Source organism: Actinoplanes lobatus (assembly GCF_014205215.1).
Taxonomy (GTDB): domain Bacteria; phylum Actinomycetota; class Actinomycetes; order Mycobacteriales; family Micromonosporaceae; genus Actinoplanes; species Actinoplanes lobatus.
Window position 1 is genome coordinate 7,481,893 of the sequence record NZ_JACHNC010000001.1, and the last position, 26,830, is coordinate 7,508,722.

At 69.4% G+C, this 26,830-nt stretch carries 29 protein-coding genes; 22 read left to right on the plus strand and 7 right to left on the minus strand.

Annotation, left to right across the window (positions count from 1 at the left end; genetic code table 11):
• Positions 1-4: 4 nt before the first annotated feature.
• From BJ964_RS34135 to iscB, 6 genes are all read left to right on the plus strand, one after another.
• Positions 5-517: a SigE family RNA polymerase sigma factor gene (locus BJ964_RS34135; RefSeq protein ID WP_188124494.1), complete on the plus strand. Its 513-nt coding sequence runs from the start codon at positions 5-7 to the stop codon at positions 515-517.
• Entirely contained in the window at positions 498-1,070 is a 573-nt protein-coding gene (locus BJ964_RS34140) for a LytR C-terminal domain-containing protein (RefSeq protein ID WP_188124495.1), read from the plus strand. Before BJ964_RS34135 ends, BJ964_RS34140 begins: the two co-directional genes overlap by 20 nt.
• 33 nt (positions 1,071-1,103) lie before the next feature.
• Positions 1,104-1,238: a hypothetical protein gene (locus BJ964_RS48520; protein ID WP_262479396.1), complete on the plus strand. Its 135-nt coding sequence runs from the start codon at positions 1,104-1,106 to the stop codon at positions 1,236-1,238.
• 17 nt (positions 1,239-1,255) lie between these two features.
• Complete coding sequence (locus BJ964_RS34145) at positions 1,256-1,465, plus strand: hypothetical protein (RefSeq protein ID WP_188124496.1); 210 nt, start codon at positions 1,256-1,258, stop codon at positions 1,463-1,465.
• On the plus strand, positions 1,462-1,695 hold the full coding sequence (locus BJ964_RS34150) for a hypothetical protein (RefSeq protein WP_188124497.1): 234 nt from the start codon (positions 1,462-1,464) through the stop codon (positions 1,693-1,695). The genes BJ964_RS34145 and BJ964_RS34150 overlap by 4 nt, the downstream gene beginning before the upstream one ends.
• Before the next feature lie 442 nt (positions 1,696-2,137).
• Positions 2,138-3,445 (plus strand): RNA-guided endonuclease IscB, encoded by a 1,308-nt coding sequence (gene iscB, locus BJ964_RS34155; protein ID WP_188124498.1) that lies wholly within the window; start codon positions 2,138-2,140, stop codon positions 3,443-3,445.
• 58 nt (positions 3,446-3,503) lie between these two features.
• On the opposite strand, the gene BJ964_RS34160 is transcribed toward iscB, so the two are convergent.
• From BJ964_RS34160 to BJ964_RS34175, 4 genes are read right to left on the minus strand one after another with little or no spacing between them, the layout of a single operon-like run.
• Positions 3,504-4,166, minus strand: a complete 663-nt coding sequence (locus BJ964_RS34160; RefSeq protein WP_188124499.1) for a response regulator — start codon at positions 4,164-4,166, stop codon at positions 3,504-3,506.
• Positions 4,163-5,425 carry a sensor histidine kinase gene (locus tag BJ964_RS34165; protein ID WP_188124500.1) on the minus strand — a complete coding sequence of 421 codons (1,263 nt, stop codon included), beginning with the start codon at positions 5,423-5,425 and terminating at the stop codon, positions 4,163-4,165. Before BJ964_RS34165 ends, BJ964_RS34160 begins: the two co-directional genes overlap by 4 nt.
• Before the next feature lie 25 nt (positions 5,426-5,450).
• Entirely contained in the window at positions 5,451-6,239 is a 789-nt protein-coding gene (locus tag BJ964_RS34170; protein WP_188124501.1) for an ABC transporter permease, read from the minus strand.
• The gene (locus BJ964_RS34175; protein ID WP_188124502.1) at positions 6,236-7,162 is read right to left on the minus strand and encodes an ABC transporter ATP-binding protein; all 927 of its coding nucleotides are present in this window, start codon (positions 7,160-7,162) and stop codon (positions 6,236-6,238) included. Before BJ964_RS34175 ends, BJ964_RS34170 begins: the two co-directional genes overlap by 4 nt.
• Before the next feature lie 183 nt (positions 7,163-7,345).
• Here BJ964_RS34175 and BJ964_RS49290 point away from each other — a divergent pair, with 183 nt between their 5' ends.
• Entirely contained in the window at positions 7,346-10,876 is a 3,531-nt protein-coding gene (locus BJ964_RS49290) for a tetratricopeptide repeat protein (protein WP_229807316.1), read from the plus strand.
• Positions 10,877-11,023: 147 nt separating this feature from the next.
• On the opposite strand, the gene BJ964_RS34185 is transcribed toward BJ964_RS49290, so the two are convergent.
• Positions 11,024-12,034, minus strand: coding sequence for a LacI family DNA-binding transcriptional regulator (locus tag BJ964_RS34185; RefSeq protein WP_203832746.1), 1,011 nt, complete (start codon positions 12,032-12,034; stop codon positions 11,024-11,026).
• A gap of 283 nt (positions 12,035-12,317) precedes the next feature.
• Between BJ964_RS34185 and BJ964_RS34190 the strand changes: the two genes are divergently transcribed.
• The 3 genes from BJ964_RS34190 (at position 12,318) to BJ964_RS34200 (ending at position 15,248) form a co-directional block, all read left to right on the plus strand.
• Positions 12,318-12,845, plus strand: coding sequence for an RICIN domain-containing protein (locus BJ964_RS34190; protein ID WP_188124504.1), 528 nt, complete (start codon positions 12,318-12,320; stop codon positions 12,843-12,845).
• A 193-nt stretch (positions 12,846-13,038) separates the two neighbouring features.
• Entirely contained in the window at positions 13,039-14,079 is a 1,041-nt protein-coding gene (locus BJ964_RS34195) for a LacI family DNA-binding transcriptional regulator (RefSeq protein ID WP_188124505.1), read from the plus strand.
• Between the two features lie 344 nt (positions 14,080-14,423).
• The gene (locus BJ964_RS34200) at positions 14,424-15,248 is read left to right on the plus strand and encodes an alpha/beta fold hydrolase (RefSeq protein ID WP_188124506.1); all 825 of its coding nucleotides are present in this window, start codon (positions 14,424-14,426) and stop codon (positions 15,246-15,248) included.
• A gap of 28 nt (positions 15,249-15,276) precedes the next feature.
• Here the strand turns inward: BJ964_RS34200 and BJ964_RS34205 are convergent, their stop codons facing one another.
• Positions 15,277-15,843, minus strand: coding sequence for a GNAT family N-acetyltransferase (locus BJ964_RS34205; RefSeq protein ID WP_188124507.1), 567 nt, complete (start codon positions 15,841-15,843; stop codon positions 15,277-15,279).
• A 318-nt stretch (positions 15,844-16,161) separates the two neighbouring features.
• Between BJ964_RS34205 and BJ964_RS34210 the strand changes: the two genes are divergently transcribed.
• From BJ964_RS34210 to BJ964_RS34230, 5 genes are all read left to right on the plus strand, one after another.
• Positions 16,162-17,262 (plus strand): Gfo/Idh/MocA family protein, encoded by a 1,101-nt coding sequence (locus tag BJ964_RS34210; protein ID WP_188124508.1) that lies wholly within the window; start codon positions 16,162-16,164, stop codon positions 17,260-17,262.
• A gap of 50 nt (positions 17,263-17,312) precedes the next feature.
• Entirely contained in the window at positions 17,313-18,236 is a 924-nt protein-coding gene (locus tag BJ964_RS34215; RefSeq protein ID WP_188124509.1) for a DUF6807 domain-containing protein, read from the plus strand.
• Positions 18,236-18,919 (plus strand): cupin domain-containing protein, encoded by a 684-nt coding sequence (locus BJ964_RS34220; RefSeq protein WP_188124510.1) that lies wholly within the window; start codon positions 18,236-18,238, stop codon positions 18,917-18,919. Before BJ964_RS34215 ends, BJ964_RS34220 begins: the two co-directional genes overlap by 1 nt.
• Before the next feature lie 79 nt (positions 18,920-18,998).
• The gene (locus BJ964_RS34225) at positions 18,999-19,589 is read left to right on the plus strand and encodes a PadR family transcriptional regulator (RefSeq protein WP_188124511.1); all 591 of its coding nucleotides are present in this window, start codon (positions 18,999-19,001) and stop codon (positions 19,587-19,589) included.
• Positions 19,586-20,584 (plus strand): hypothetical protein, encoded by a 999-nt coding sequence (locus tag BJ964_RS34230; RefSeq protein WP_188124512.1) that lies wholly within the window; start codon positions 19,586-19,588, stop codon positions 20,582-20,584. The genes BJ964_RS34225 and BJ964_RS34230 overlap by 4 nt, the downstream gene beginning before the upstream one ends.
• 90 nt (positions 20,585-20,674) lie before the next feature.
• Here the strand turns inward: BJ964_RS34230 and BJ964_RS34235 are convergent, their stop codons facing one another.
• On the minus strand, positions 20,675-21,091 hold the full coding sequence (locus BJ964_RS34235) for a MarR family winged helix-turn-helix transcriptional regulator (protein WP_203832745.1): 417 nt from the start codon (positions 21,089-21,091) through the stop codon (positions 20,675-20,677).
• Positions 21,092-21,172: 81 nt separating this feature from the next.
• On the opposite strand from BJ964_RS34235, the gene BJ964_RS34240 reads away from it, so the two are divergent.
• From BJ964_RS34240 to BJ964_RS34270, 7 genes are all read left to right on the plus strand, one after another.
• Positions 21,173-22,243, plus strand: a complete 1,071-nt coding sequence (locus BJ964_RS34240; protein ID WP_188124514.1) for an alkene reductase — start codon at positions 21,173-21,175, stop codon at positions 22,241-22,243.
• A 150-nt stretch (positions 22,244-22,393) separates the two neighbouring features.
• Entirely contained in the window at positions 22,394-22,717 is a 324-nt protein-coding gene (locus BJ964_RS34245; RefSeq protein WP_188124515.1) for a TM2 domain-containing protein, read from the plus strand.
• Between the two features lie 250 nt (positions 22,718-22,967).
• Positions 22,968-23,321 (plus strand): SDR family NAD(P)-dependent oxidoreductase, encoded by a 354-nt coding sequence (locus tag BJ964_RS48530; RefSeq protein WP_229807317.1) that lies wholly within the window; start codon positions 22,968-22,970, stop codon positions 23,319-23,321.
• Between the two features lie 219 nt (positions 23,322-23,540).
• Positions 23,541-24,599 (plus strand): XRE family transcriptional regulator, encoded by a 1,059-nt coding sequence (locus BJ964_RS34255; protein WP_188124516.1) that lies wholly within the window; start codon positions 23,541-23,543, stop codon positions 24,597-24,599.
• Between the two features lie 2 nt (positions 24,600-24,601).
• Entirely contained in the window at positions 24,602-25,732 is a 1,131-nt protein-coding gene (locus tag BJ964_RS34260) for a hypothetical protein (protein ID WP_188124517.1), read from the plus strand.
• Positions 25,733-25,779: 47 nt separating this feature from the next.
• Positions 25,780-26,286, plus strand: coding sequence for a GNAT family N-acetyltransferase (locus tag BJ964_RS34265; RefSeq protein WP_188124518.1), 507 nt, complete (start codon positions 25,780-25,782; stop codon positions 26,284-26,286).
• Between the two features lie 282 nt (positions 26,287-26,568).
• Positions 26,569-26,820 (plus strand): hypothetical protein, encoded by a 252-nt coding sequence (locus BJ964_RS34270; RefSeq protein ID WP_188124519.1) that lies wholly within the window; start codon positions 26,569-26,571, stop codon positions 26,818-26,820.
• The last annotated feature ends 10 nt before the right edge of the window (positions 26,821-26,830 follow it).

Genomic DNA, 26,830 nt, shown 5'->3' on the forward strand with positions numbered 1-26,830 from the left:
AACCATGACAGGTAAGGACAGCGCCGACTTCGACGCCTTCTACATAGCGACCGGCCGCCGCGTCGTGCTCTACCTGTATGCCGCCTGCGGTGACCGCGCCGAAGCCCAGGACCTCGCCCAGGAAGCCTTCGCCCGCGCCTGGCAACACTGGTCCCGGGTCTCCCGGTACGAGGATCCCGAGGCCTGGGTGCGTTCGGTCGCCTGGCGGCTGATGGCCAACCGCTGGCGCGGCCTGCGGCGCCGGCTGGCCGCCCGCGCCAGGATGGGCCGCCCCGACGAGGCCATCGGCGGCCCGTCCCCGGACCGGGTGGCCGTCACCGGCGCGCTCCAGCGCCTGCCGGCGGCGCAGCGGCAGGCCATCGCCATGCACTACCTGCTGGACATGCCGGTCCACGAGATCGCGGCGAGCACCGGCGTCCCGGTGGGCACGATCAAGGTGCGGCTCTCCCGGGCCCGGACGGCACTCAGCGGACTACTCGACGAGAAGGAGAACAGTGATGTCACATCCGGTGCCTGAGCGCCTGCGGGAACTGGCCGACGACGTACGCGACCTCGAGATGAAACCGGCCGCCGAGGTCCGCGCGCGCGGCCGCGCCCGGGGCCGCCGTCAGCTGGCCGCGACGGCGTCGGCGGCCGCTGCCGTGGTGGCGGTGTCGGCGGGCGTCGCGTTCGCGGGGCCGTGGCAGGACGAGATCTCGATAGAGCCCGCGGGGCCCGCCCCGTTCACCTGCGAGCTCATGCTCCCGGACAGCCCTTCCGACGTCCAGGTCCGGGCGTCCGACGCCGGGATCGCTTCGGAGCTGCGCGAGCGGGGTTTCACGGTGCTTGACGGGGCGGTCGCATCCGAGGCCGCGACCACCCTGACCTACGGGCCCGAGTCCGTCGGCAGGGCGATGTTGCTGCGGGCGGCCGTGCACGGCGAGGTCACGATGCGGTTCGATCCGGGCCGCTCCGATCCGGCCATCGACCTGGCCCCAGGGCCGGACTTCGACCGTCTCGCCACCGCCACCGAACTCAACCAGAACCTGGTCACCGCCGGCGTGCCGACCGCGCCACCACAGTGCGGTTAAACATCCGTGCCATCGGCTCCTAGAGTGATCGACATGGCGGTCACGCGATTTATCACCGGGCTGTACGGATACCTGGCGGCGCTCGTCGCCTTCCTGTGGATCGGCATCCTGACCGGTGGCGCCGATCCCGGGGACTCCCTCGCCGCCGGCTGGCTGCCGCCTTCCTGATCGCCCTGCTCGCCACCGTGGCCGTACTCGTGGTGAGTTGGCGACGGCAGCGGACCGGGCAGCCGATCGCCGCCTCACTCGCTGGCATGGCGGTGGGCCTGCTCCTGACGGCCCTGCTGACCGTTCGCGTCTTTCCGGTCATGCGGCAGGCCGCCTCCACCTGTCCTTGCGAGGCGATCCTCGACCAGTCGGTGACCAGCAGCGGCCGGACTGATGTCCGTCGGTGACGCAGGGCCAGGGCTGTCGCGAGTCGGCGGGCGCCGCCGTAGCCGTCGACGGCCAGGGTGGTGAACGGAAGTTCGGGCTGGCTGATCAGGGCGATCTGGCCGCCGGACTCGTGGTGGACGGCCATCGACCTGGCCCTGGGCCGAACTGCGACCGAGTCGCCTCCGCCGCCGAACTCAACCAGAACCTGGTTACCGTCGGCGTACCGATCGCGCCACCACAGTGCGGCTGAGATCCGTGTGTCTCCTACTCGCAGGCCTCGACCGGTTGCCGGAGGATGGTGCGGAGTTTGCCGGGGTCGACCGTGCGGTCGTCGCTGAGGTAGATCTCGTCAGCTTCTCGGCCCTGAAGGACCGTGCTCGCGTCAGTGAGTTCGGTGTGGAGGGGACGGCTGACCAGCCCGAGACGCCTTGAAGGAGGTGACTACGTTGCACATGAGACAGTCGACCCACTCCGGTGTGCTTCCTCAGCGCCGGACTCTGGAATCCGTGTCAGCAGACAAGCCGACGAGAGCGCACGAAACGGGACACGGACACCGCGACACTGTTGCGGTACCTGGTGTGCAACATGGGCGAGGGGAGACCACTGCCCCGATTCCGGGCCAGTGGCGTCACCCGAACGGGCAACCGTCCGGAGACCGGGGCCGTAAGACCCCACCAACCCACCATCCGGTCGTGCTCGTCCTCGACAAACACGCCCGGCCACTACAACCATGCACACCCGCCCGCGCCCGCAAACTGCTCACCGCCGGCCGCGCCGTCGTACACCGGCACACCCCGTTCGTCATCCGGCTCAAAGACCGCACCGCGCAAGAGTCCGAGATTTTGGGGGTGGAGGTCGGTGTGGACCCGGGGTCGAAGGCGACCGGCGTCGCCGTGTTCACCACACGGGCCGGCGCCCGTACCGGGCTGCTCTGCATCGAGGTCCGGCACCGGGGCGGATTGATCCGCGACAAACTCACCGCCCGGGCCGCACGGCGCCGCGGCCGCCGGTCACGAAACCTGCGCCACCGGCAGCCACGGTTCAGCAACCGCGCCCGGCCCAAAGGCTGGCTCGCCCCGTCGCTGCGGCACCGGGTCGAAACCACCATGTCGTGGGTGGAGCGGCTACGCCGGTGGGCGCCGATCACCCGGCTGCACGTCGAGAGGGTCGCGTTCGACACCCAACTGCTGCAGAACCCGGCCATTGCGGGTGTGCAGTATCAGGCTGGGGAACTCGCCGGGTACGAGGTCCGCGAGTACCTGCTCGAGAAGTGGAAACGCCGGTGCGCGTACTGCGGCGCTACGGGGATACCGCTCAACATCGACCACATCCGCCCGAAGGCGCGCGGTGGCTCCGACAGGATGGTGAACCTCACCCTGGCGTGCGTCCCGTGCAACCAGGCGAAAGGCTCCACACTTGTAGAGGTGTTCCTGACCGGTCGGCCGGTCGTGCTCGCCCGGATCCTGCGCCAGGCGAAGACACCGCTGCGCGACGCGGCCGCGGCGAGTTCGACCCGGTGGGCGTTGTGGCGGGCCCTGACCTGCACCGGCCTGCCAGTGCAGGTTGCTACCGGCGGCCGCACGAAATGGAACCGGCACCGCACCGGCGCACCGAAAACCCACACCCTCGACGCGCTGCACGTCGGCGCCCTCGACGCCGTCACCCGGTGGCCGAACACGACGCTGGTCGCGACGTCGACGGGCCGGGGCAGCTACGCCCGCACCCGCAGCAACAGGTACGGCTTCCCCCGCCTACACCTACCGAGAACGAAACAGGTGCACGGCTTCGCCACCGGCGACCTCGTCCACGCCGTCGTCCCCACCGGCGCCAAACGCGGCACACACACCGGCCGGGTCGCCGTACGCACCACCGGCAGCTTCAACATCCGCACCACAACCGGACTGATCCAAGGAATCCACCACCGCCACATCCGGCTCCTGCAACGCGCCGACGGCTGGGCCTACACCCGCCAACCCGAAGGACCATCAACCCATGCCTGACACGAACCCACCGGGCCGTACCGGGCTTCCTCCCGGCCCTGAAGGACCCCCGCCGCGCTCACCGGTGGGAGCGGACCAGGCCGGATTCGTAGGCGATGATCACGGCCTGGACCCGGTCGCGGGCGCCGATCTTGGCCAGGACCCGGCCGACGTGTTTCTTCACGGTGGACTCGGTCAGGGTGAAGTGTTCGGCGATCTCGGTGTTGGTCCAGCCCTGCCCGACAGCGACCAGCACCTCGTGTTCGCGTTCACTCAGGCCGGCGAGGCGCGGGTCGGCCGCCGGCTGCGCGACGGGCGAGCGTTTCTCGGTGTAGGCGTCCATCAGCCGCCGGGTCAGGCTGGGCGCCACGACCGCGTCGCCGGTGGCGACGGCCCGGATGCCGGCGATCAACTCCTCCGGCCGGGTGTCCTTGAGCAGGAAACCCGAGGCGCCGGCGCGCAGGCCGGCATAGACGTATTCGTCGAGGCCGAAGGTGGTCAGGATCAACACGCGGGTACGGTCCCCGGCCGCGGTGATCCGGCGGGTGGCCTCGATGCCGTCCATGCCGGGCATCCGGATGTCCATGAGCACCACGTCGGGGCGTAACTGTTCGGCCTGGCGTACGGCGTCGGCGCCGTTGCCGGCCTCACCGAGCACCTCCGTTTCGGCGGTGCTGTCGAGCAGCATCCGGAAGCCGAGGCGCTGCAACGGCTGGTCGTCGGCGATCAGCACGGTGATCATGGGTGTGGTCCTGTCGCGGTGAGAGTGACGTCGACGGCCCAGCCGCCACGATGAGGGCCGGCGGTGACGGTGCCGCCGTAGAGGCTCGCGCGTTCGCGGATGCCGACAATGCCGTGACCATCCGGCGAACGGGGGCCGTGGTGCCGGCCGGGCGAACCGCTGTCGGTCACCCGTACCCTCACCAGGTTTTCCTCTGATGTGACCGTGACCTGCGCGGACACGTCCCGGCCGGCATGTTTGAGGGTGTTGGTCAAGGCTTCCTGGACGATGCGGTAGACCGCGAGTTGCAGGCCTTGGCCGAGGTGGTGCAGATCGCCGGTGGTGCGGTAGGTGACGGCGAGCCCGGCCGCGCGGACGCCGGTGAGGAGACGGTCGATGTCGGCGAGGCCGGGTTGCGGCGTGAGTTCCGGGTCGTGGGTGTCATCGTGGAGCACGCCGAGCATCCGGCGCAGATCGTCGAGGGCCTGACGGCCGGTCTCGCCGATCAACCGTAGCGGTTCGGCGGCCTTCTCCTGGCGGTTGGTGGCGAGGGCGGCACCGCCGTCGGCCAGGCCGATCATGATGGAGACGTGATGGCCGACGATGTCGTGCATCTCCCGGGCCACCCGTGCCCGCTCGGCCGCCACCGCGAGTTGTGCCTGCTGGTCGCGCTGGGTCTCCAGCCAGGTGACCCGCTCGGTCTGGGCGCCCTGGTAGGCGCGGAAGGTGCGCATCGCCAGACCGGCGGCGACACCGGCCGAGCAGGTGCCGAGCAGCAGCACGACGGTGGCCAGCCGGTGATCCGGTACCGGCTGAAGGACGTAGACCGCGAAGACGAACTCGGTCGCGGTGATCCCGGCCGCGAGAGCGAGCATCCGCATCGAGCAGCGCGCGGCGACCCCGTAGAGCATCACGAGCACGACCATGCCGGTGCTGATCCAGACGTTCATCGACCATTCGGCGAGCAGGATCACGGCGACCGCGAGGAAGCCGGCCATCGGAGCGCGGCGGCGCCACCACAGCGGGGCCAGCAGCAGGGCAGTCGCCGCCAGGATCAACGCCACCGGCTGAGCCGGCTCGGGCGTCGGGTCATGCTCCCGGTCCTCGCCGAGCGCCTGCGGCAGGCTGAACAGCAGGAGCAGCCCGGCCACCACCGTGTCCCGCAACCATGGGTGGCGCTGGTCCAGGTTGCGGAACCGGTCCCGCCTGCCGAGCATCCAGCGGCCGACCGGATGATGCAGGAACGGGTCCGGCTCGCGTGGTGTGGCCGGGCTGTTCATCTTGTGATTCTCGATGCCGCGGGGATCAGGCGTCGGATTTCGCCAGCCGGTACGCCGCGGCCCCGAGGGTGATCGCGGCGTAACCGGCGAGGACGGCCAGGCTGGCCGGCCGGCTGAGGGCGGCGCCGGACGAGGTCAGCGACATGATCGTGTCGCCGGCGTTGCTGGGCAGGTAGGGGTTGATGTTCGCGGCCCACGTTGCGGGCAGCAGCATGGTCAGACCCGGCAGGATCAGCAGGACTCCGGCGAGGATCGTGATGCCGCCCGCGCTGGAACGGACCAGGGCGCCCAGTCCGACGCCGATGACCGCGACCAGCCCCAGGTAGAGGCCGGCGCTGAGCAGGGCGCGCAACACGCCGTCGTCGCCGAGCCCGAGCGCGGTCATCACGTCCGGCACCAGTGGTGCGCCCACCAGGAACGACACCAGTGCGCCGGCGGCCGTTGCGATGGCCGCGATCCCACCGGCGATCGCCGCCTTGGACCACAGAACCGGCAGTCGGGTCGGCACCGCTGCCAGGGTCGATCGGATCATGCCGGTGCTGTACTCGCCCGCGGCCAGCAGCACGCCGAGGACACCGACCGCCAGGGCGGCGAAGGTGGCGCCGCTCAGAGCCAGGCCGACCGGGTCGGTGGCTTCGCCGCCGGGGCCACGGTCGTCGTTCGGCTCGAACGTGCCGGCCACGATCATGCCGACCGCGACGAGCAGCAGCACCGAGACGGCGAGGGTGATCCAGGAGGAGCGCAGGGACCAGAACTTGGTCCATTCGCCGTGCAGGACGCCGCGGGCGGTGAGCCGGTAGGTGGGGCTGGTCATCGGGTCGCCTCCTGCAGAGTGCGGCCGGCGGTGTACTCGACGGCGTCGCGGGTCAGGTCCATGAAGGCCTCCTCGAGCGAGACCCGGTGCTGGGTGAGTTCGTGCAACGCGATCCGGTGTTCGGCGGCGATCTGCCCGACCTCACCGGCGCCCATGCCGTTGACCAGCAGTTCCTCGGTGGCGACGGAGGTGACCGTGACGCCCGGCCGGGACAGCAGTTCGCGTAGCACGCCAGCCTGTGTGGTGCCGACCTTGACGCCGCCCCCGGCGGTCTGCGCGATCAGGTCGGCGACGGTGGTGTCCGCCAGGAGCCGGCCACGGCCGACGATCACCAGATGGTCGGCGATCAGCGAGGTCTCACTCATCAGATGCGACGACAACATCACGGTACGGCCCTCGGCCGCCAGTCCGGCCAGAAGGTGGCGCACCCACAGCACCCCTTCCGGGTCGAGGCCGTTGACCGGCTCGTCCAGCATGATCACTTTGGGGTCGCCGAGCAGTGCGGCGGCGATGCCGAGACGCTGACCCATGCCGAGAGAGAAGCCGCCGACCCGTTTGCCCGCCACCTTACCGAGGCCGGCCAGGTCGATCACCTCGTCGACGCGGCGGCGCGGGATACCGTGGGTGCGGGCCAGGGCGAGCAGGTGACTGACCGCGGTCCGGCCAGGGTGCACGGCTCTGGCTTCCAGAAGCACGCCCATCTCCTGGAGCGGGGCCGCGTGCCCGGCGTAACGGCGACCGTTGACCAGTGCCTCTCCGGCGGTGGGGCGGTCGAGGCCGACAATCATCCGCATCGTGGTGGACTTGCCGGCGCCGTTCGGGCCGAGGAAACCGGTGACCTGGCCCGGCTGGGCGGTGAAACTCAAGCCGTCGACGGCGGTTTTCATACCGTACCGCTTGATGATGTCGCGTACCTCTATCACTGCGGTGCCTCTCTCCACGCTGACCTGCCAACACCCACGCTATGGAGAGTTCGGTGGCCGGTCGTGGTACCGCGGGCGGCACTTGCGGGTTGCCACTGGTACCGCGGTACCACCGCCAACCGGGAAGCGGCGTCCGTCAGTCAGGGGTAGGGCATCGTTTCTCGGAGCGGCACGGGGTGGGCAGTGGGCGGTCAACGGGTCGAAGGCAGCGTGGTCTTCGGTGACGTCGTACAGATCACCGACGTCCGTGGGGCCGTCACCGTCAGCACGGTCAAGCCGCCGTACCGGGTCGCGGTCATGCCCACCGCGCTGCGACCGCTGACCGTCGAGCAGGCCCGCGCCCAGCCGAGCCGTCTGCTGCTGGCCCGGCACCAGGTGGTGCCGTTCACCGGACGCGACCGCGCCCTGGCGACGCTGACCGGATGGATGGGCAACGACGACCCGGTGGCCGTCCAACTGGTGCACGGGGCCGGCGGACAGGGCAAGACCCGCCTCGCCGACGAACTGTCCGCCCGGTACACGGCAGCCGGCTGGACGGTGTGGCAGGTGACCCACACCTCCACGACCGCGTCCCGGGTGCCGGTGCCCGGCAGCGCGGTGCTGGCCGTGGTCGACTACGCCGACCGGTGGCCGGCCTCGGCGCTGCTGGCCCTGCTCACCCAGCTACGCGGCTTGCAGGCACAGGCCGGGATCCGGATCCGGGTGCTCCTGCTGGGACGGTCGGACGGCTACTGGTGGCCGGCGCTGGCCAACCGCGCCGACGGCGACCTGCACATCGAGACTACCCAGATGGCGTTGCCGCCGCTGGCCGCCGACAGCGCCGACGACCGGCCGGCCCTGTTCCGGACGGCGGCGGCCCGGTTCGCTGCCGCCCTCGGCGTGGAGCGCTCCGGGGACTGGCCGGTCCCTTCGATGTCCGGGAACGGGTTCGGGCAGGTGCTGGCCGTGCACATGGCGGCGCTGGCCGCCGTGGACGCGTCCCGGCACGGTCAGCCCGCGCCGACACAGCCGCACGCGGTGTCGGCCTATCTGCTGAACCGGGAACAGGACTACTGGCACCGGCTGCACACCCGTGCCGAGGCACCGGTGCAGAGTCCGCCCGAGACGATGCACCGGGCGGTGGTCGTCGCCACCCTGACGGGCGCCAGACCGCGGGCAACGGCCCGCACATCGCTGCTCCAGGCCGGGTTCGCCGAGACTCGTACGGGCGCCGACCGGATCATCGACGACCACCTCACCTGCTATCCACCCGCCGACACCCGAACCGTCTTCGAACCGCTGCACCCCGACCGCCTCGGCGAGGACCTCATCGCCCTGTCCACACCCGGCCACGGTGCCGCCACGAGTCTGCAACGCGACTGGACTCCCGAGGCGATCACCGCGCTGCTCGGCGGCGAAGCACCGCCGGAGTGGACCGCGACCGTGGTCACCGTGCTGGTGGAGACCGCGCACCGGTGGCCGCACATCGCCGCCGACCTGCTGTTCCCTCTCGTCCGGGAGCATCCGGAACTGGCCGTCGCCGCGGGCGGAGCCACCCTGATCCGGCTGGCCGGCATCGCCGACGTCGATCTCACCGCCCTGGAGGCCCTGGAACCCCTGCTGCCCGGCGAACCGCACATCGACCTCGACATCGCCGCCGCAGCGATCAGCAGCCGCCTCACCCCGCACCGGCTGGCGCGGACCACCGACCCCTTCGAACAGTCCCAGCTGCACTTCGGCCACGCCTACCGGCTGATGAACATCGGACAGAATGATCAGGCCCTGGTCGCCGCGGAAGAAGCCGTGACCATCTGTCGCCGGTTGGTCGCCGACGACGCGAACACCTATCTGCCCTTCCTCGCACTCTCGCTGACCAACTTCGGCGCCGTGCTACCGGAGCTGGGGAGATGGGAACAGAGCCTGACCGTGAGCGGGGAGGCCGCGGACATCTACCGGCGGTTGGCGGAGGACGACGACCCCGGCCTCTACCTGCCACTGCTCGCCGTCAGCGCGCACAACCTGGGCGCCTGCCTGTCGGAACTGGGCCGCTGGGAGCAGGCCCTCGACCCGGCGGGGGAGGCCACGGCCATCTACCGGCGGCTGGCGGCAGCCGACCCGGAAACCCATCTGTCCAGTCTCGCCGGCTCGCTGAGCGGCCTCGGCACCGTGCTGGCACGTCTGGGCCGCCTCGACGAGTCCTTGACCGTGGCGGAGGAAGCCGCCGTCCTCGGCCGGCGGTCGGCCGCGCACAACCCGCAGGGCCGGCTACCCGACCTGGCCATGTCGCTGACCAATCTCGGTACGGTGCTGTCGGATCTGGGGCGCTCGGATGAGGCTCTGACAGTGACCGAGGAGGCCACCGCCCTCTACCGGCGGCTGGCCGGGGAGAACCCGGATGCCTACCTTCCCGACCTCGCCACCTCGCTGAGCAACCTCGGGTCCCGTCTGTCGGCGCGGGGCCGCTGGGAGCAGGGCCTGTCGGCGGCCGAGGAGGCCGAGGAGATCTACCGGCGGCTGGCCGAGGAGAACCCGGACGTCCACCTGTCCGGTCTCGCGATGTCGTTGACCAACTTCGGCCCCCGGCTGTTCGAGCTGGGCCGGCGGGAACAGGGTCTGACCATGGCGGAGGAGGCGGTGGCGATCAGCCGGCGACTGGCCGAGTCCAACCCGGATGCCCACCTGCCCGGTCTCGCCATAGCCTTGAGTAACCTCGGCGCCTTCCTCCTGAGGCTGGGCCGGCGGGAACAGGGACTGCTCGCGACCGAGGAAGCGGTCGCCGTCCGAAGGCGGCTGGCCGAGAAGAATCCGGACGCTCACCTGCCTGATCTCGCCGGTTCGCTGACCAATCTCGGCCTCGGCCTGTCGGAGCTGGGCCGGCGGGATCAGGGTCTGGCCGCGGCCGAGGAGGCGGTGGCCATCTGCTGGCGGCTGGCCGAGAAGAATCCGGACGCTCACCTGGCCGGGCTCGCCATGTCGTTGATCAACCTCAGCGTCGCGCTGTCGGGGATGGACCGCGACCAGGAGGCACTGGCCGCGAAACTGGAGGCCCTGGACCTCTACCGGTGGCTGGCCGAGGCCGATCCGGACGCCTGGCTGCCCGGCCTCGCGGTGACGCTGAGGAACCTCGGCCTCTTCCTGTCCGAACTGGGCCGGTGTGACCACGGGCTGGTCCCGGCCGAGGAGGCGGTAGCCGTCTTTCGGCGGTTGGCCGAGGAGAACCCGGATGTCCACCTGTCCGGCCTCGCGGAGGCATCGAGCCTGCTCGGCGCCTGCCTGTCGGAGCTCGGCCGGTGCGCGGAAGGCCTCACCCACATCTCGGAAGCGGTGGCCGTCTTTCGCGGGCTGGCCGAGATGGATCAACAGACCTACCTGCCCCACCTCGCCATGTCGTTGAACAACCTCGGCGCCTGCCTGTCCCAGCTCGACCGCTACGAGCAGGCGTTACCTCCGGCAGAGGAGGCCGTCGCCGTCTACCGGCGGCTGGCCGGCGACGACCCGTACGCCGTGTCCGACCTCGCGGGCTCGCTGTCGGTGCACGCACGGGTGTGCGCGCACGTGACCGGAGGACTCTCCCGGGCGTTCGAGTCGATCACCGAAGCGATTCGTATCTACGAGTCCCTCGCACCGGACCGGTTCGCCGGCGAACTGCGCTGGGCCCACCTGATCCTCGCGGACGTGCTCGACGGTCTCGGCCGCTCCGAGGAGGCAACCGAGGTGCGCGAACGAGCCGGTTGAACCGTGGCCACTGATCAGCGGGACCTGCTTGCGGGACCGCCGATCTCCGCCCGGTGGGCGCGGCACAGGCGGGAGTGGCCGCCTGCCTCGCGTGGCGGGGCGGAACTGCCCTGGTAATGACGGGACGACGTTTCGCGTACCGGAAAGTCAGGTTTTTGGGGTGCTTTCGCGGAGGACGACCTCGACCAGGATGTCGATGCGGGCGGGGGCGGCCCCGGAGAGTGCCACCTCCAGCGCCTGGCGGCCCAGGTCGTATAGGGGGACGCGGACCGTGGTGAGGGATGGCAGGACGTCGACGGCGGCGGCGATGTCGTCGAAACCGGCCACCGCGATGTCGGTGCCCGGGGTCAGGCCGGCGTCGCGGAGGCCGCTCATCAGGCCGATGGCCATCACGTCGTTGACGGCGAAGACCGCCTCGGGGCGGCGTGACGCGATCGTGGCGGCCGCCTGGTTTCCGCCGGCGCGGGTGAAGTCGGTGACGATCTGGTCGGCGGCGTCCAGGGTCAGGCCGGACGCGTGCAGGCCGTCGGTGAAACCCTGGCGGCGGTCGGCGGAGGTGCGGATGTCGTCGCCGGCGTGGACGATCGCGAAACGGCGGTAACCCGCGCCGGCCAGGGCCACCGCGAGGCGGCGGGCGCCGCCGTAGTTGTCGATGGACAGGGTGGTGAACGGGAGTTCGGGCTGGCTGATCAGGGCGATGCGGCCGCCGGACTCGTGGTAGGCGGACAGTTCGTCGGTCAGGGCGGCGTGGGTGTCGGACCCGGCGGTGCGGGTGCCCGCGATGATCACGGCGCGGGGGCGGTGGCCGCGTAGCGTGCGGACGATCTGGAGTTCCAGGCCGGGGGAGCGGTCGGCGATCGCCATCGTGACGATCAGGCCTGCTTCCTGGGCGGCTTCGGTGACGCCGGCGGCGATCGAGGAGAAGTACGGGTCGTCGATGTCGTTGACGACCAGGGCGACCGTGCTGCTCGAGCCGCGGGCGATGGCCTGGGCGGACAGGTCGGGGGTGTAGCCGAGGCGGTCGGCGGCGGCGCGGACGCGGTCGGCGTTCTCCTTGCGGACGGTTCGGTCGCTGCCGTTGAGTGCCCGGGACGCGGTGGCGTACGAGACGCCGGCGTCGCGGGCCACGTCGCGCAGCGTGATGTGCTCGGGTTCCACCCGCGTGATTGTGCCAGGTGCTTGACGCCCACAGGCAAGGGAATACGTTTTCCGCCACGAGGCGTCACGACTCTCACCGGGCATTTCCGAGGGACATGTCCATTGTGATGCCAACCCCGACCGGAGCCGGTGGCGGCAGGCCGTCCCTGAACCTGTGGGTCTGCTGTGTCCAAAGAAGTCGCGCGTGATAACTTCTCGTCCCCACTGATGATCAACTGGAGTCTATATGAAACTTGGGCGCGTACCACGGGCCGTCGCGGCGGCTGTAGTCGGGGTGCTGGCGGTGGTTGTCTCGCCGGTCGCCGCACATGCCAACCCGGTGGACAGCTGGGTCGCCTGGATTAACGAGAAGAACAGCGGTACTGCGACGCTGCTGCTGGATATCGCGGGCACTGCGCCGGCCCCGGTCGGCGAGCGTGCGGTGGTGTCTCAGTGGGACCAGCGACCCGACGGCAGCGATCTGGTCGGCGACCAGCTGTGGCGCATGGTGGATCTCGGCGAGAGCGTGTTCGTCTTCCAGAGCGCTGGTACCTCGCAGCAATACGGGCTGTCCATCAAGGACAACAAGTATTCAAACGGCGCAGAGGTCATTCAGTGGTGGTTCCAGCCGGACAACCCCTTCCAGCGGTGGAAGAGGGAGAATGCAGGTAGCGGAGTCTACAAGTTCCGCAACCTCGGTATCACCAGCGCCCTTCCGATGTGTCTGGCGGTTGCGGGTGCAGGCGACGGACTGATCGAGCACAACGACCGCGTGATCCTCTGGGACTGCAGGGCAACCGGTGCGGATCAGAAGTGGCGCGAGGCCAACTAACTGCCGTCCACCAACAGTGCAGGTGAGTACCCGTGTGGGGGTGCTCACCTGCACTGTTCCTCAACACCGCGAGCGCAACCTCCGCGCTGCCACGGCAGCTGGCCCCAGCCCAACGAGACCACGGCGACGTGGCTAAAGATCGTCACCGTGCGGTGACAGTACGATGAGCCCCTGCACCACCGGGGGGAGTCTGATGCCGCATCCAGCGAGGCTGACCGTCACCCTGCGTGAGGTGGCGGCGGCCGCCGGCGTGTCGGTGGCGACCGCCTCGCGAGTGCTGGGCGGCAGCGCCCGTACCGTGTCTGCGGCTAATGCCCGCAAGGTCCTCGAAGCAGCCTCCGAACTGCGTTACACCGCCGACGTGGCGGCTCGGGCCATGCGCCGCAAGAGCGACTCGATCGCGCTGGTCGCCGACGACCTGACCACGCCGTCGATCGCGCAGGTGGTGGCCGCCATGGAACGGCAGGCGCGGACCGTCGACGCGTTCGTCACGGTGTCGGCGGCCGGCGGCGACCCGCGGCGGCAGCTGGAGACGGTGCGGACGGTGTGCGCGTTCCGGCCCCGCGCGCTTGTGATCACGTCCAGTTGGGCGGCGACCACGGCGTACGGGGCCCGGCTTGCCGAGGAACTGCACTCCTACGAGCGGCGCGGCGGCCGGGTGGTGATCTACGGCGACATGGATGCCCCGTTCGACGCGATCGGCGTCGACGACCGCGGCTCGGCCCGGTTGATGGGCGCGCACCTGGCCGCCACCGGTCACCGTCGGATCGCGATCCTGGCCGGCACCCGCGAGCGCACCTTCGCGGCGGCCCGCACCACCGGCTTCCTCGAGGGCCTGCTCGGCGGCGGCGTCGACGTGCGCGACATCCGGGTGATCGACTGCCCGGTCAGCCGGGCCGGCGGCTACGCGGCGGCATCCCGGCTCCTCGATGAGAGCCCCGGTGAGTTCGACGCGCTGATGGCGGTCAACGACATGATCGCGGTGGGCGCCCTGTCAGCGTGCCGTGCCGCCGGCGTCGACGTCCCGGGCCGCCTGTCGGTGACCGGCTTCGACGACATCCCCCTGGCCGCGGACGTGACCCCACGCCTGACCACGGTGTCCCTGCCGTTCGCCGAGATCGGCGAACGCTCCATCCGCCTGGCCCTGACCGTCGCCGGCCGGCCCGACCGCCCCGGCATCCGCCAAACCGTGACCGGCCGCCTCGTGGTCCGCCAAAGCTCCAAGGTCATCTGACCTCACGAGCGTCGGGGTCCTGGCTGCGTTGACGATTCGTCGACCGGCTATCGACCTTGGACCACCACAACCAGACCGGCTTCGGCTCGCCGCTGTTGGGCAGGTGGTCGACGGTGAGCCGGATGACGGTCCCGGCGATGATCGGCAACGCCTCGCCGTGGTCGGCCCTGGCCGCCCGCCGCGCCTGCCACCAGAGGTCCCGGCAGCCTAAGTAAGATCAACAATCGACTCTGTCAATCGAAGCGGGTCAGGCGTGTCGGCTCCGACAAACCTGGTGCGCCCGGATGTGTCGTGCTGTTTGCCTGAGGTTCATGACGACTCAGCCAGCCCGCCCTAGGAGACCTGTGGCCATCACTCCGCTCGGCATCGCCTACGACCACACTGTGGGCACCGACGGTCTGCCGATCGTCCTGATCCATGCTGGTGTCGCCGACCGTAGAATGTGGGATCCCCAGTGGGACGGCCTCAGCAGCGAACACGATGTCGTGCGGCTTGATCTACGCGGCTTCGGGGAGTCGGCGGTCGCCCCGCAAGGGTCACTGTCGCACGTCGATGACGTCCTCTCGACGCTTTCGCACCTTGGCATCGGGCGATGCCACCTCGTGGGCTCGTCGTTGGGCGCCGGTGTCGCGTTCGAGGTGACGCTGGCGGCGCCGCAGCTCGTTCAATCCCTTCTGCTGTGCCCACCGGGCGGCAGCTTGCTGGCCGAACTGACCGACGACCTCAAGGCCTTCTTCGACGCGGAGAAGAGCGCGCTCGCCGTTGGCGATATCGATGCCGCCGTCGAAGCCAACATCGCCTCCTGGGTCGTCGGTCCCCGCCGGGACGCTTCGCAAGTCGACCCCGGATTCCAGGACGTCGTACGACGCATGCAGCGCCGGGCGTTCGAGGCGACCGCGTCCTGGGCAGACGTCGACGAGGTCGAGCTGGATCCGCCTGCGTTGGATCGGCTGGACGAGATCAAGGCGCCGACACTCGTGCTGGTTGGTGGTCACGACCTCGCCACGACCCGAGACTCCGCAGACCGGGTGTGCGCAGGGCTTACCCAGGTTCGCCGCGTCGACTGGCCGGACGTAGCCCACCTGCCGTCGCTGGAACAACCGGACCGATTCCTCGCCTTGCTCCTCGACTGGGTAGCCAATCACAAGGAGTCAACTACCCGCCCATGAATGGGCGGGTAGTTGACTCCTTCGAGGTTCACGACTTGTCGATCGGGTAAGAGCCGGCGGTCATCCGGTAGACGACGCTGTGCCGCAGCGGCCCGGGTGGCATGCTCAGGTCTTCGAAGTCCTCGGCCGGATCGTGGGTCATCCCGAGCCGGCGCATCAGTGCCCGGGACCGCTCGTTTCCGGCCACCGCGATGGCCAGGATCTCCGGCAACCGCAGAATCTGGAACCCGTAGGCCAGCACGGCACGGGCGGCCTCGGTCGCATATCCGCGGCCCCATGCCGAGCGGGCGAATCGCCATCCGGCCTCGACGCCGTTCACCGGGGCCTCCTCGTCGACCGGATCGAGCCCGGCCATGCCGATGAACTCGCCGGTCGCGGCCACCTCGACCGCCCACCATCCCCAGCCGCGGTGGGCGAGTTCGCCGCGGAAGTACTCCATGCTGGCGGCGGCCTGCTCTCGGGTGAGCAGGTCGGGCCAGAACTCGCGGACCTGTGGGTCGGCGTTCATCGCCGCCCAGGCATCGAGGTCGCCGGGGTGCCACTGTCGCAGCCGCAGCCGCTCGGTGGTCAATTCGGTGAACTGTTCAGCGGTCATCTTCGTCCCCGTCTTCGGCCGTACTTCGCCGATCTTCGTCGCCGCTGTGACGCTATGCGACTCGGTGCGCCCGGGTACGGCCGGGCCGATGAAGACACCTCGTGGAAGCACTTGACCGTCGATGTGACGGGCCCGCAAACTCTGGAATACGTTTTCCGACCATGGTGGAGACAGCACCTCCTCGGTGTGAATCAACCGCCACACCGAGGAGGTGCTGTTCGAACGGCAGACCCCGGACCAGGCCGCCGCCTCCTTCATCAAGGAACTCCGGACCGAGATCGACGCCGCCTGACCACGGCGTACCGCTGAAAGGACGTCATGTCGCAACCCCGCTATCGCGCGGCCATCGTCGGAACCGGCGCCATCGCCGCCGCCCATGCGCAAGCCCTGAGCGAGCACCGGGCCCGGGCGCGCCTCACCGCCGTCGTCGACCTCGACGAGGTACGGGCACGCGCGTTCGCCGAGGCCTGGGACGCGCCGACGGTCGCACCCGACCTGGCCGGCCTGCTCGCCTCCGGTGACGTCGATCTCGTGCACCTGTGCACGCCGCCGTCCACGCACGCACCGCTCGCCCTGGAGTGCCTGCGCGCCGGCGTGAACGTGATCCTGGAGAAGCCGCCCACCCTGTCGCTGGCCGAACTGGACACGCTCGCCGACGCGTCCCGGGCGTCCGGCGCGCACGTGGCGACGGTCTTCCAGCACCGGTTCGGCGCCGGCGCGGTCCGGTTGCGGGCGATGGCCGCGGCGGGCGAGCTGGGCCGCCCCCTTCTGGCCACCTGCGAGACCCTCTGGTTCCGCGACACCGCCTACTTCGAGGTGCCGTGGCGGGGCCGGTGGGAGACCGAGGGCGGCGGCCCGACCATGGGCCACGGCATCCACCAGTTCGACCTGCTGCTGTCGGTGCTCGGCCCGTGGGAGCAGGTCACCGCGGTCGCCGCCCGCCGGGACCGGGACGTCGACACCGAGGACGTGTCGATGGCGCTCGTCACGTTCGCCGACGGCACGGTCGCGTCGGTGGTCAACTCGGTGATCTCGCCGCGGCAGGTTTCCGCGCTGCGGTTCGATTTCAGCCACGCCACGCTCGAGTTGTCGCACCTCTACGGCTACACCGACGCCGACTGGACGATCACTCCCGCGCCCGGCCACACGGGCGTCGCCGCGCGCTGGGCCGAATCGCCGTCGACCGTCGAGAGTGGCCACGGCGGTCAGTTGACCGCCGTTCTGGACGCGCTCGACGACGGCACCCCACCACCGGTCACGATCGAGGAGACCCGCCGGACCATGGAATTCGTCGCCGCCATCTACGCCTCCGCCTTCACCGGCGCCCCGGTCCGTGCCGGCCAGATCGGCCCGGACAGCCCGTTCGCCGCCCGCATGGACGGCGCCGGCGCTCCCTGGCAGGCGGTGCGCACCCGATGAGCGAGCTTGCGAGCGAATCATTCGGCACCGTTGAAAGGGCATGCGACGGCATGACCATCTCCGTCGATCATGCGCTGGGCGTCTCGGTCACGGTTTCCGTTTCCGGCAAACCCCTTTTCTCGTACGTGTACGCGCCCGACACCCAGCAGAGGGAATCCCCGAAGCCCTACCTGCACCCGATCCGCACCCTGGCCGGCGATCTGGTGTCGCTGTACCGCCCGCACGACCACGTCTGGCACAAGGGCATCGCCTGGTCGCTGCCACACGTCGGCGACCACAACTTCTGGGGCGGCCCCACCTACGTGCACGGCCGGTTCTACGTGCAGAAGGACAACAACGGCACGGCCGCGCACCGGGCCATGACCGAACTGTCCGCCACCGCCACCACCGCCACCCTGGTCCACGAACTGGACTGGACGTCCCAGCAGGGCGAACCGGTGATCAGCGAGCAGCGGGCGCTGATCGCCACGGTCGCCGACGACACGAACTGGGTGCTCGTCTTCGAGACCCGGATGACCAACGTGTCCGGCGGCCCCCTCGCCTTCGGGTCGCCGACCACCAAGGGCCGGGAGAACGCCGGCTACGGGGGACTGTTCTGGCGGGGGCCGCGCTCCTTCACCGGCGGCACCGTGCAGTCCCCGGACGGCATCGGCGCCGACGACCTGCGCGGCAAGCGGGCCGACTGGTTCGCGTTCCGCGGGAAGCACGACGAGTCCGGCCGGTCCTCGACCGTGCTGATGGTCGACGACACCAGCAACCCGCAGCACCCGCCGCAATGGTTCACCCGCAGCGAGGAGTTCGCCTGCCTCAACCCGGCGCCGTTCTTCAGCGAGGAGGTCGACCTGCCCGACGGGAAGAGCCTCTCCTTCCGGTACGCGGTCGTCGTCTCCGCCGGTGATCATGGCGACGCGGGCACCCGTACCCTCGCCGAACTGGGCCGCGAAGCGCTCAGCGCGCCCCGAAAAACGGCCTGATGGACGGGGTTTTCCCTGGTGGCACCTCGGTGACCCGCCTGTCGGTCTATCCGGGCGCGTGCGCCGCGGACGGGCTGGCCGGCGGCACCCCGCACATGCATCTCGCGTCGACCGAGGCGTATGTGGTGATCGGCGGGGCGGGGGAGCTGCACACCCTGAACACCGCCGGGCACCGCGGGACGCCGCTGTCGACCGGGTCGGTGGTGTGGTTCACGCCCGGCGTGATCCACCGCGCGGTCAACCACGGTGACCTCCAGGTCGTCGTGGTGATGTCGAACGCGGGACTGCCGGAGGCCGGGGACGCGGTCATGACGTTCCCGCCCGACGTGGTCGCCGACGCTGATCGTTATCGGGCGGCGGTGGAGCTGCCGGTCGACGAGCGCCGCGACCTCGCCGTGCGGGGATTCCTGCGGCTGGTCGCGGATCCGGCGGCGCTGGAGGAGTTCTACGACCACGCGGTGGCTCTCGTGCGGCCGAAAGCCGGCGGCTGGCGGGACATCTGGGCGTCGACCGCCGAGGCGCAGACCCGCCGGACCGGCGAGGTGATCGACGCCCTCGCGCACGGCGACGGCCGTCATCTGCGGGAGTCTGAACTGATCACCACGCCGCAGAGCGAGACGGAACGGCTCGGCATGTGCGGGCGTCTACGAACCTATGACGTACGGAACGGGGTCACGCTGTGACGCGCCGGTACGGCCGGTCCACTTCGTCCCGGACGGCCTCCGCCTTGGCATAGTCGAAATCGACTGTTAGATTTCGGCTATGCCAAAGCGGGCGCTCGACAACCCTCTGGTGCTGGCCATCCTGGGACTGCTCCTGGAACGGCCGATGCACCCCTACGACGTCCTCGGCGAACTGCGCCGACGCAGCGAGACCCAGGCGGCGGTGATCACCCGCGGCTCCGTCTACGACATCGTCGCCGCGCTGAACACCGCCGGCTGGGTCGCCGAAACGGCACGACTGCGGCAGGGGAACCGGCCGGAACGCACCGTCTACGCACTGACCGACGCCGGCCGCGACGAACTCGTCCGCCGCCTCGACGAGCAGATCCGCAACCCACGACGCGACTTCACCCCGTTCGTCGGCGCCGTGGCCTACCTCGGCGCGCTCGGGCCGGACGGCGCCGCCGACGCGCTGACCGAACGCGCCGAGCGCCTTCGCGAGCGAACCGCCGCCGACGAACAGAACCTGGCCGGCGTGCTCGATCAGGGCCTGCCGCGGCTGTACATGATCGAAGCCGAGTACGCGCTGCACCAGGCCCGCTCCGAACTGGCCTGGATCGACGCCACGATCGAGGAGATCCGCGCCGGCCGGCTGCCCTGGCCGGCCCCCGCGACGGAGGAGGGCCCGTGAAGTTCGGCATCTACCCGCGCGGCCGGGCCGCAACGACCTGCTCGCGCCCGGACGACCCGGCAGCCGTCGGTGCGCTCGTCGACGAACTCGCCGACGGCCGGCCGCTGGTGATCCGCGAATACGTGCACTTCCTCGGCAGGGACCCCGACCCGGAAACCGTCGCGGCCATCGGCGCCGAGAAGGAACTCGACCGGCTGACCATGCCCGACCAGTGGTATGCGGAGAACGGCCGGGAACTGGACCTGGTGGCCAGCTACCTCCCGCCGGCCGCCGACCTGGACGGCTGGCTCGCCTTCCTCGACACCGTCATCGACCGCTACGGCCACCTGACCCGGTATCTGCAGGTCACCCTCGAACCCAACTTCCCGATCCCGCTGATCGACGGCAGCTCGCCCGGGGTCCTCGACGCGCTCACACAGGGGATCCCGTACGCGCGGGCCGCTCTCGACCAGCGGGAACTGCACCACGTAGAGGTCGGGTTCTCGGTGGCCGAGCCGCCCGAGTGGCTCGGCGGTGACGGCGCCTTCTGGGACCACCTGGCCGCGACACCGGCCGCCGCGTTCGCCGACCATGTCGACTACGTCGGACTGGCCCTCTACCCCGACGCCTTCTCACCGGTCGCCCCGAAAGGCCGGCCGGGTGATGTCGCGTCACTCACCGCCCACGCCGTGCACCACCTGCGCGACGACTGCCTGCCGCGCGCCCACATCCCGGCCGGCGTCCCGATCCACATCGTCGAGAACGGTTCCCCCAGCGGGCCGTCGCGCGGCGAACAGGCGCAGAGCGAATCCCTCACCGAGATGATCCACACCATCCTGGACCAGCGGACAACGGCCAACATCACCGTGTACGAGCTGTTCGGTCTCCGTGACGCCGACAGCGGCTCCACCGAACCCCTCGGCAGCCTGGGCCTGGTCACCGACACCTACCGCCGCAAGGCCGCCTTCGAGACCTACCGCGACCTCATCCACCGATGCGGCAGGCCACCTCACTGAACGTGGCGGGGTGGCCGGAACCGGTCAGATCCCACACCCACAGACCCGCGTACGCGCCGGGGTGGTGGCCGGGCGGCACCGGGTTCCGGATCATCGCTCCTCGTGCAGGGCGGCGTCGACCAGCTTCTCGAGGGTGCACCGGTCGGCGGGGGAGAGGTGCCCGAACATCTCCGGCAGCCGGGCGGCGACGTCGGCATAGAGCGCGTCGCCGATCTCCTTGCCCTCCGGCGTGCTGATCAGGGTGCAGAGGCGCCGGTCGTTGTTCTGGCTGGTGCGCTGGACCAGGCCGCGGCGCTCGGTGCGGTCGATCAGGCCGCTGAGCCCGGGTTTGGCCAGGCCGAGCAGCTGGGCCAGCTCGGTCATGCCGCGGGGCTGGTCCTTCACGAGGCAGAGCAGCTGGGCCTGCGCGGTGGTCAGGTCGTGCTCGGCGCAGATCTGCGCGTACCGCCGCTGGATCAGGGTGGACAGGCAGACCAGGTGGTTGCCGAAACCCGGGCTCGCTGTCATAGGCGTCATCCTACCTTGCAAAAATTCGCGCCGCGAACTAGTTTCGTTCGCGCCACGAACTTTCTCCCGGAAGGCAGTCCCATGACCGACGCATTCGACGCCTACGACCTCGCCGGCACCAAGCTGGCCAACCGCATCGTGATGGCGCCGATGACCCGCAGCCGCGCCCACGGCCCGGGCAACTCCCCGACCGACCTGAACGCCACCTACTACGCCCAGCGCGCCACAGCCGGGCTCATCGTCAGCGAAGGCATCCAGCCGTCGGTCGTCGGCCAGGGCTACACCGACACGCCCGGCCTGCACAGCCAGGAGCAGGTCACCGCCTGGCGCACGGTCACCGGCGCCGTCCACGCCGAAGGCGGCGTGATCTTCGCGCAGCTCATGCACAGCGGCCGGATCGGCCATCCCAGCCTGCTTCCGGACGATCTGATCCCGGTGGCGCCGTCCGCCGTCCGGGCCGCCGGGCAACTGCACACCCACGACGGCATGCAGGACCTCGTCACCCCGCACGAGCTGACCGAGGCGGAGATCGCCGGCACCATCGCCGACTTCGTCTCCGCCGCCCGCAACGCCATCGCCGCCGGCTTCGACGGGGTGGAGATCCACGGCGCCAACGGCTACCTGGTCCACCAGTTCCTGTCCGACAACGCGAACCAGCGCACCGATGGCTGGGGCGGCACCACCGAAGGCCGGATCCGGTTCGCCGTCGAGGTGGCCACCGCGATCGCCGAGGCCATCGGCGCCGACAAGCTCGGCATCCGGCTGTCGCCGAACAACCCGTACAACGACATCACCGAGACCAGCACCGGCGAGATCTACCCGGCCCTCGTCGGGCAGCTCGCGCCGCTCGGGCTCGCCTACCTGCACCTCGTCGAGAGCGGCGACCGCGAACTCACCCAGCGGCTGCGCGCGCAGTGGCCGGGCACGTTCATCCTCAACCCGGCCACCCTCCCGCGGTACACCGGACCGGAAGACCTCGCCCTCATCGAAGACGGCACCACCGACCTGCTCTCCTACGGCGGGCTCTTCATCGCCAACCCGGACCTGCCGGCGCGGCTCGCGGCCGGCGGCCCCTACAACACCCCGGACTACAGCAAGGCCTTCGGCGGCGACCACACCGGCTACATCGACTACCCGGCCCTGTCCGCTTGACCCCTCCTTCCCGCGGGGCGCCCTTTGCCGGGGGCACCCCGCGGTGGTCCATCCGGCGACGACCGCCGCCGGCTTCGAGTCATCAGCCGGGGTACGCCCGAAGCGCCGCACACCTACCAGGGCAAAAGTGAGGGTCGCTAAGGTGACCCGATGAGAGCCCTGCCCGAGTGGGAGCGGATCAGCGTCCTACGGGCTGAGGCCGAGTACGCGTCGGTGCGCAAAGACGCGCGCACGGCGTACCTCATCTGGGTCTTCTCGGGGATCTTCGGCGGTCACCGCTTCTACCTGGGCGACACCGGGCGGTCGATCGCGATGCTGTTCACCCTCGGTGGCCTCGGCGTGTGGACGCTGATCGACCTGTTGTTCATCCGCGGCCGGGTCCGCGCGGTGAACCGTACCCGCCGCGCCGCCATCATGGCCCGCCACGGAATCGTCGACGTCCCGATCGTGAGTGAACGCGCCCTCGGTGGGTAGACGGTTGATCGCGTCCCACCGAGCGTCCCGGGAGGTGGGATGACCGGGCATCGATCGCGTGACTCCGTGGTGCCGACCGACATCGCCGATCCGCCGCGGTCGAACGGCTGGCCTCATCGGCGGTGCGGCGGTACGGGCGCATCGACACCTGGATCGAGGCGGTGGCCGTCGGCATCGCCGGGCCACTGGGCTCGGAATCGGTGGACGAGATCCGGCGCCTCATCGACACGAACGTCCTCGATACCACGCTGTGCGCCCCACCTTCCAGGCCCAGGGCCACGGCACGTTGGTGATGGTCGGATCGCTGCTGTCACTGTTCCCGAACCCGATGGTGCCGCTCTACTCGATGAGCAAGTTCGCGATCCGGGGCCTGGCGCTCAACCTGCGGCAGGCGGTCGCCGGGAATCGCCGGATCCACGTGTGCCTCGTGCTGCCCGGGCCGATCGACACGCCGTTCTTCGTGCGGACCGCCAACCACACCGGCCGCCGGCTGCGGGCCATCCCACCGGCCTACGCCGGCGCGGCCGGCTACGCCGTCGCCTCGGCGAATGGCTGGGCAGCGCCCACCAGGTCACGGACGGGTGAGCGGCGCGCCGCACGGTGAACTTCACCATGCCGGCGCCAGCATCGAAGGTATTACAGGATCCTCCAGTTGTAGGCGCCGAACTTGGACTGTAGGTGTCTGTACTTCTCGGGCGCGATGGTGTTCTGTGTGGTCAGAGGGTGAGGAAGCAACATTTGGGTTCGCCCGCGACGGGGTGACGACCGACTGGTTCGTGATTTCGCCGCGCGCAGCACAGTGGAGTCTCCTGGAGGTGCTCGCGTGGCCGGCGACGACCCCGCCCGAGTCCTTGCTCAGCGCCTGCGTGACCTGCGCAGGTCCTGGTGGCCACACGTCTCGGTCACCCAGGGGGAGCTGGCCGCCGCACTGAGCGCGCGGAAGCCGGCGAGCATTCAGTTGATCTCGTCGTGGGAGCGGGTCGGCAATCCCAGCCCACCACCTGAGGACCGGCTCAACGCCATCGTCACCTTCTTCTGCACGCGGCGATCGATCCAGCGACGGCCGTACCGATTGATCGCCGAGGATGAGCTGACCACGGAGGAAGCGGCGATCCGTGCGGATCTCGCTGCCGAACTGTTCGCGCTGCGGGCCGAAGCGGTCGGCGGCAGCCCCAGCGAGGTCAGGCGGCAGAGCATTGTCGGGCGAGGGCCGTGGCACTACGAGGCCGGGCCGATCGTCATCATCTGCGCCGACCCCGGCAGCGAGGACCGATCGGTTCCTGCCGACCCGGATCGCTCGAAACTCTCCCGCCTCGCCGATCTCGACTCTCTCTTCGAGCTGCACGGATATCTTCGCGCGGTGAATCCCGACCTCGACGTCCGGTACGTCAGCGCACGCGACGTGGTTGAGGACGACTGGACGGCGCATCTCGTCCTGCTCGGCGGCATCGATTGGAACGCTGCGACCAGTGATGCCATGCGCCTGACCGGGGTCCCGGTGAGTCAACACTCCGACGACAATGACCCCAGCAGGGGATACTTCGAGGTCAGTGGCGGTGATAAGTTCGTCCCGGAGTTCACCGAGCGGGGCGGATCCCGTTATTTGGTCCAAGACGTCGGGCATTTCTTCCGCGCGCCAAATCCGATGAACCGAGAACGGAGCATTACCGTATGTAATGGAATGTACGGTAGTGGAGTCTACGGCGCGGTTCGTTCCCTTACGCATGACGTATTCAGGGAGAAGAACGCCGACCTACTGGCACAGCGCTTCAGCGGCGACACGTTCAGCCTGCTGTTCCGGGTTCAGGTGCTCAACGGCGTCGCTGCCACCCCGGACTGGACGGCGCCCGGCACCGTCCTGCACACCTGGCCAGAGGACTGACCTTGACCAACCTCCCCGATCTCCCTGACATCGGGGAGCTGCACCACCCGTCGCACGCCAACCTGCTCGACGACGAGGAGATCCCAGACGACCCGCCCGCCGGTGGGCTGGACGCCATCATTGTGCCGACCGTCTCGAAGAGCGACGCGTTACAGCACGTCATCCAGGTGGGCCGGAAGATCGATTGTCCGGTCGTCGTCCTGTGCAGCCGGGACGCCTCCGCCGAACAGGCGTGGCGGATCGCCCAGCACGAGGGCGCCGCGCTCATGGCGATGGACGTCGACCCTACATTCGCCAAAAGGTTGCCGACCTTCGCCACCGACCGCCACCTGCGGGTCGGCGGGTTCGCCAGTACCAGCGATCTGAGCCTCAAACGCAACCTCGGGCTGGTGCTCGCCCGCGGATCGAGCTGGCGGCGGGTTCTCTTCCTCGACGACGACATCCACATCGACGAGCCGAGACAACTGCACCGGGTCGCCGGGCTGGTCGACCGGTATCGCGCCGTAGGGCTGGCCAACCACGGGTTCGCCGACAACTCGGTGGTCTGCCACGCCTACCGGGCAATCGGCGGCGAGCAGGACACTTTCATCGGCGGGGGAGCGATGATCGTCGACCCCGCCCGTACCAGATCGTTCTTTCCCAACATCTACAACGAGGACTGGTTCTTCCTGCTCGGCGACGGGGTGCGGTTCACCGCCGCCCGCGCCGGAACGATGCGGCAGCGCACCTACGACCCGTTCAGCAACCCCGCCCGCGCCGTCTCCGAGGAACTCGGCGACACCCTCGCCGAAGGGTTGTTCTACCTGCTCGACGGCGCCGATCGCTTCGACGTCGAGGGCAACGCCTTCTGGGGTTACGCCCTATTCCGCCGGCGCATGTTCATCGATCTGATCATCAACAGGACCGGACCGGACGGCGCCCGGATGCGCCGTTCCCTGCTGGCCGCGCGCGGGCGCAGCGCCGAGATCACCGATGGGTTCTGCCGCGATTTCGTCAAGCTTTGGCGGGCCGACCTGCGGGAATGGCGGGATTATCTGGATTGGGTGCCTATTGTGTCAGGGCCAGAGAAGTTCCTGCACGATATCGGTATGTCGCATCACGTGTTGTTCTCGAGTGCCTTCACCGAGCGGTAGCCTGTCAGGGTCGTTTGACGATCAGATTGGCGAACATGTTGCACGTCATGACCGCGAATGTCGATCTGGCCTTGGCCGAACCGTCAGATCTTGACGCCATCATCAAGGTGTTCGGCCATCGGCAGTACTTCGCCGAGCAGTTGGCCGATCCGGATCCTCAGGGCAACGAGGTGTTCCTGGCCAGGAGAGGTGAGGACTTCCTCGGCACGGTGACGATCGGTCCGGTCGGCGTCGATGAGGCGCGGTTGCGCGCGGGTTTCCCACCCGATTATGCTCGTCTGCTCACCCACCTCGAAGTGCCCGAGCAATTACGCAACCACGGAATCGGAACGTGGATCATCCGGGAGATCGAGCATAGGGTCGCGCAGGACGGCTTTCGGCAGATCGTTCTCGGAGTCGACCTCGGCAATGCCGGCGCCGCACGTCTCTACCAGCGGCTTGGTTACCGCTCCTGGCGGTGTGGCTCGGTCCCGACCATCAAGGTTCACTACCGGGAGGACGGGAGTTCGTGGTCCGAGCCGGACCGTTGCCTGATCTTCTTCAAGGATCTATGAGGTCATCAAGATCTCCGGATTTTCACCGAGGGCGGCTGTAATTCCAGTAGAAATGGTTGGAGGCCGCCTTGGTCGAGGAGTTTCGGGTATGTGATGTGGAAGATGATTGATGACGTCATGAAATGTGTTTGATTGTCGTCGGTCACGGGTGAAGTCTGCTGGAAGTCGTGTGATGCGACTGGATATTCCTGCCGCAATTCCAATCTTTCGCCTATCGGTCACCCAATGGCATTCTCAACGCGAAGCAGCATCACGGGCTGCCTCCTGGGGAGAGGGCGGAACATGGGAACTCTGGGCGCTGTTCCAACACTGTCGGCACTGACTCCGGCCGGGCAGGCGGCCTATTCCGCCGAGTTCCTGGCAGCGCTGCTCGCCGCCGCCACGCTGCTGTTTATGATCTTCATGGTTGTCATGGTCCTGAAAGCCGTCTACCGGATTATGGCGAAGGCGTTCCTGATCAGTTCCGGGGTGGCCGCCAATCTCACGTTCGCCGTCGCTGCGGCGGTTCTGGCCATCGGGTATCTCAATCGGTGAGCGCGATCGG

Bases quoted from the DNA above. Each gene is read 5' to 3' on its own strand.
- BJ964_RS34135 (WP_188124494.1), top strand. From the start codon at position 5: ATGACAGGTAAGGACAGCGCCGACTTCGACGCCTTCTACATAGCGACC.
- BJ964_RS48520 (WP_262479396.1), top strand. From the start codon at position 1,104: ATGGCGGTCACGCGATTTATCACCGGGCTGTACGGATACCTGGCGGCG.
- BJ964_RS34205 (WP_188124507.1), bottom strand. From the start codon at position 15,843: ATGACCGCTGAACAGTTCACCGAATTGACCACCGAGCGGCTGCGGCTG.
- BJ964_RS34270 (WP_188124519.1), top strand. From the start codon at position 26,569: ATGGGAACTCTGGGCGCTGTTCCAACACTGTCGGCACTGACTCCGGCC.
- BJ964_RS34220 (WP_188124510.1), top strand. From the start codon at position 18,236: ATGGACGGGGTTTTCCCTGGTGGCACCTCGGTGACCCGCCTGTCGGTC.
- BJ964_RS34170 (WP_188124501.1), bottom strand. From the start codon at position 6,239: ATGACCAGCCCCACCTACCGGCTCACCGCCCGCGGCGTCCTGCACGGC.
- BJ964_RS34225 (WP_188124511.1), top strand. From the start codon at position 18,999: ATGCCAAAGCGGGCGCTCGACAACCCTCTGGTGCTGGCCATCCTGGGA.
- BJ964_RS34215 (WP_188124509.1), top strand. From the start codon at position 17,313: ATGACCATCTCCGTCGATCATGCGCTGGGCGTCTCGGTCACGGTTTCC.
- BJ964_RS34265 (WP_188124518.1), top strand. From the start codon at position 25,780: ATGACCGCGAATGTCGATCTGGCCTTGGCCGAACCGTCAGATCTTGAC.
- BJ964_RS34140 (WP_188124495.1), top strand. From the start codon at position 498: ATGTCACATCCGGTGCCTGAGCGCCTGCGGGAACTGGCCGACGACGTA.
- BJ964_RS34240 (WP_188124514.1), top strand. From the start codon at position 21,173: ATGACCGACGCATTCGACGCCTACGACCTCGCCGGCACCAAGCTGGCC.
- BJ964_RS34245 (WP_188124515.1), top strand. From the start codon at position 22,394: ATGAGAGCCCTGCCCGAGTGGGAGCGGATCAGCGTCCTACGGGCTGAG.
- BJ964_RS34210 (WP_188124508.1), top strand. From the start codon at position 16,162: ATGTCGCAACCCCGCTATCGCGCGGCCATCGTCGGAACCGGCGCCATC.
- BJ964_RS34235 (WP_203832745.1), bottom strand. From the start codon at position 21,091: ATGACAGCGAGCCCGGGTTTCGGCAACCACCTGGTCTGCCTGTCCACC.
- BJ964_RS34195 (WP_188124505.1), top strand. From the start codon at position 13,039: ATGCCGCATCCAGCGAGGCTGACCGTCACCCTGCGTGAGGTGGCGGCG.
- BJ964_RS34160 (WP_188124499.1), bottom strand. From the start codon at position 4,166: ATGATCACCGTGCTGATCGCCGACGACCAGCCGTTGCAGCGCCTCGGC.
- BJ964_RS34165 (WP_188124500.1), bottom strand. From the start codon at position 5,425: ATGAACAGCCCGGCCACACCACGCGAGCCGGACCCGTTCCTGCATCAT.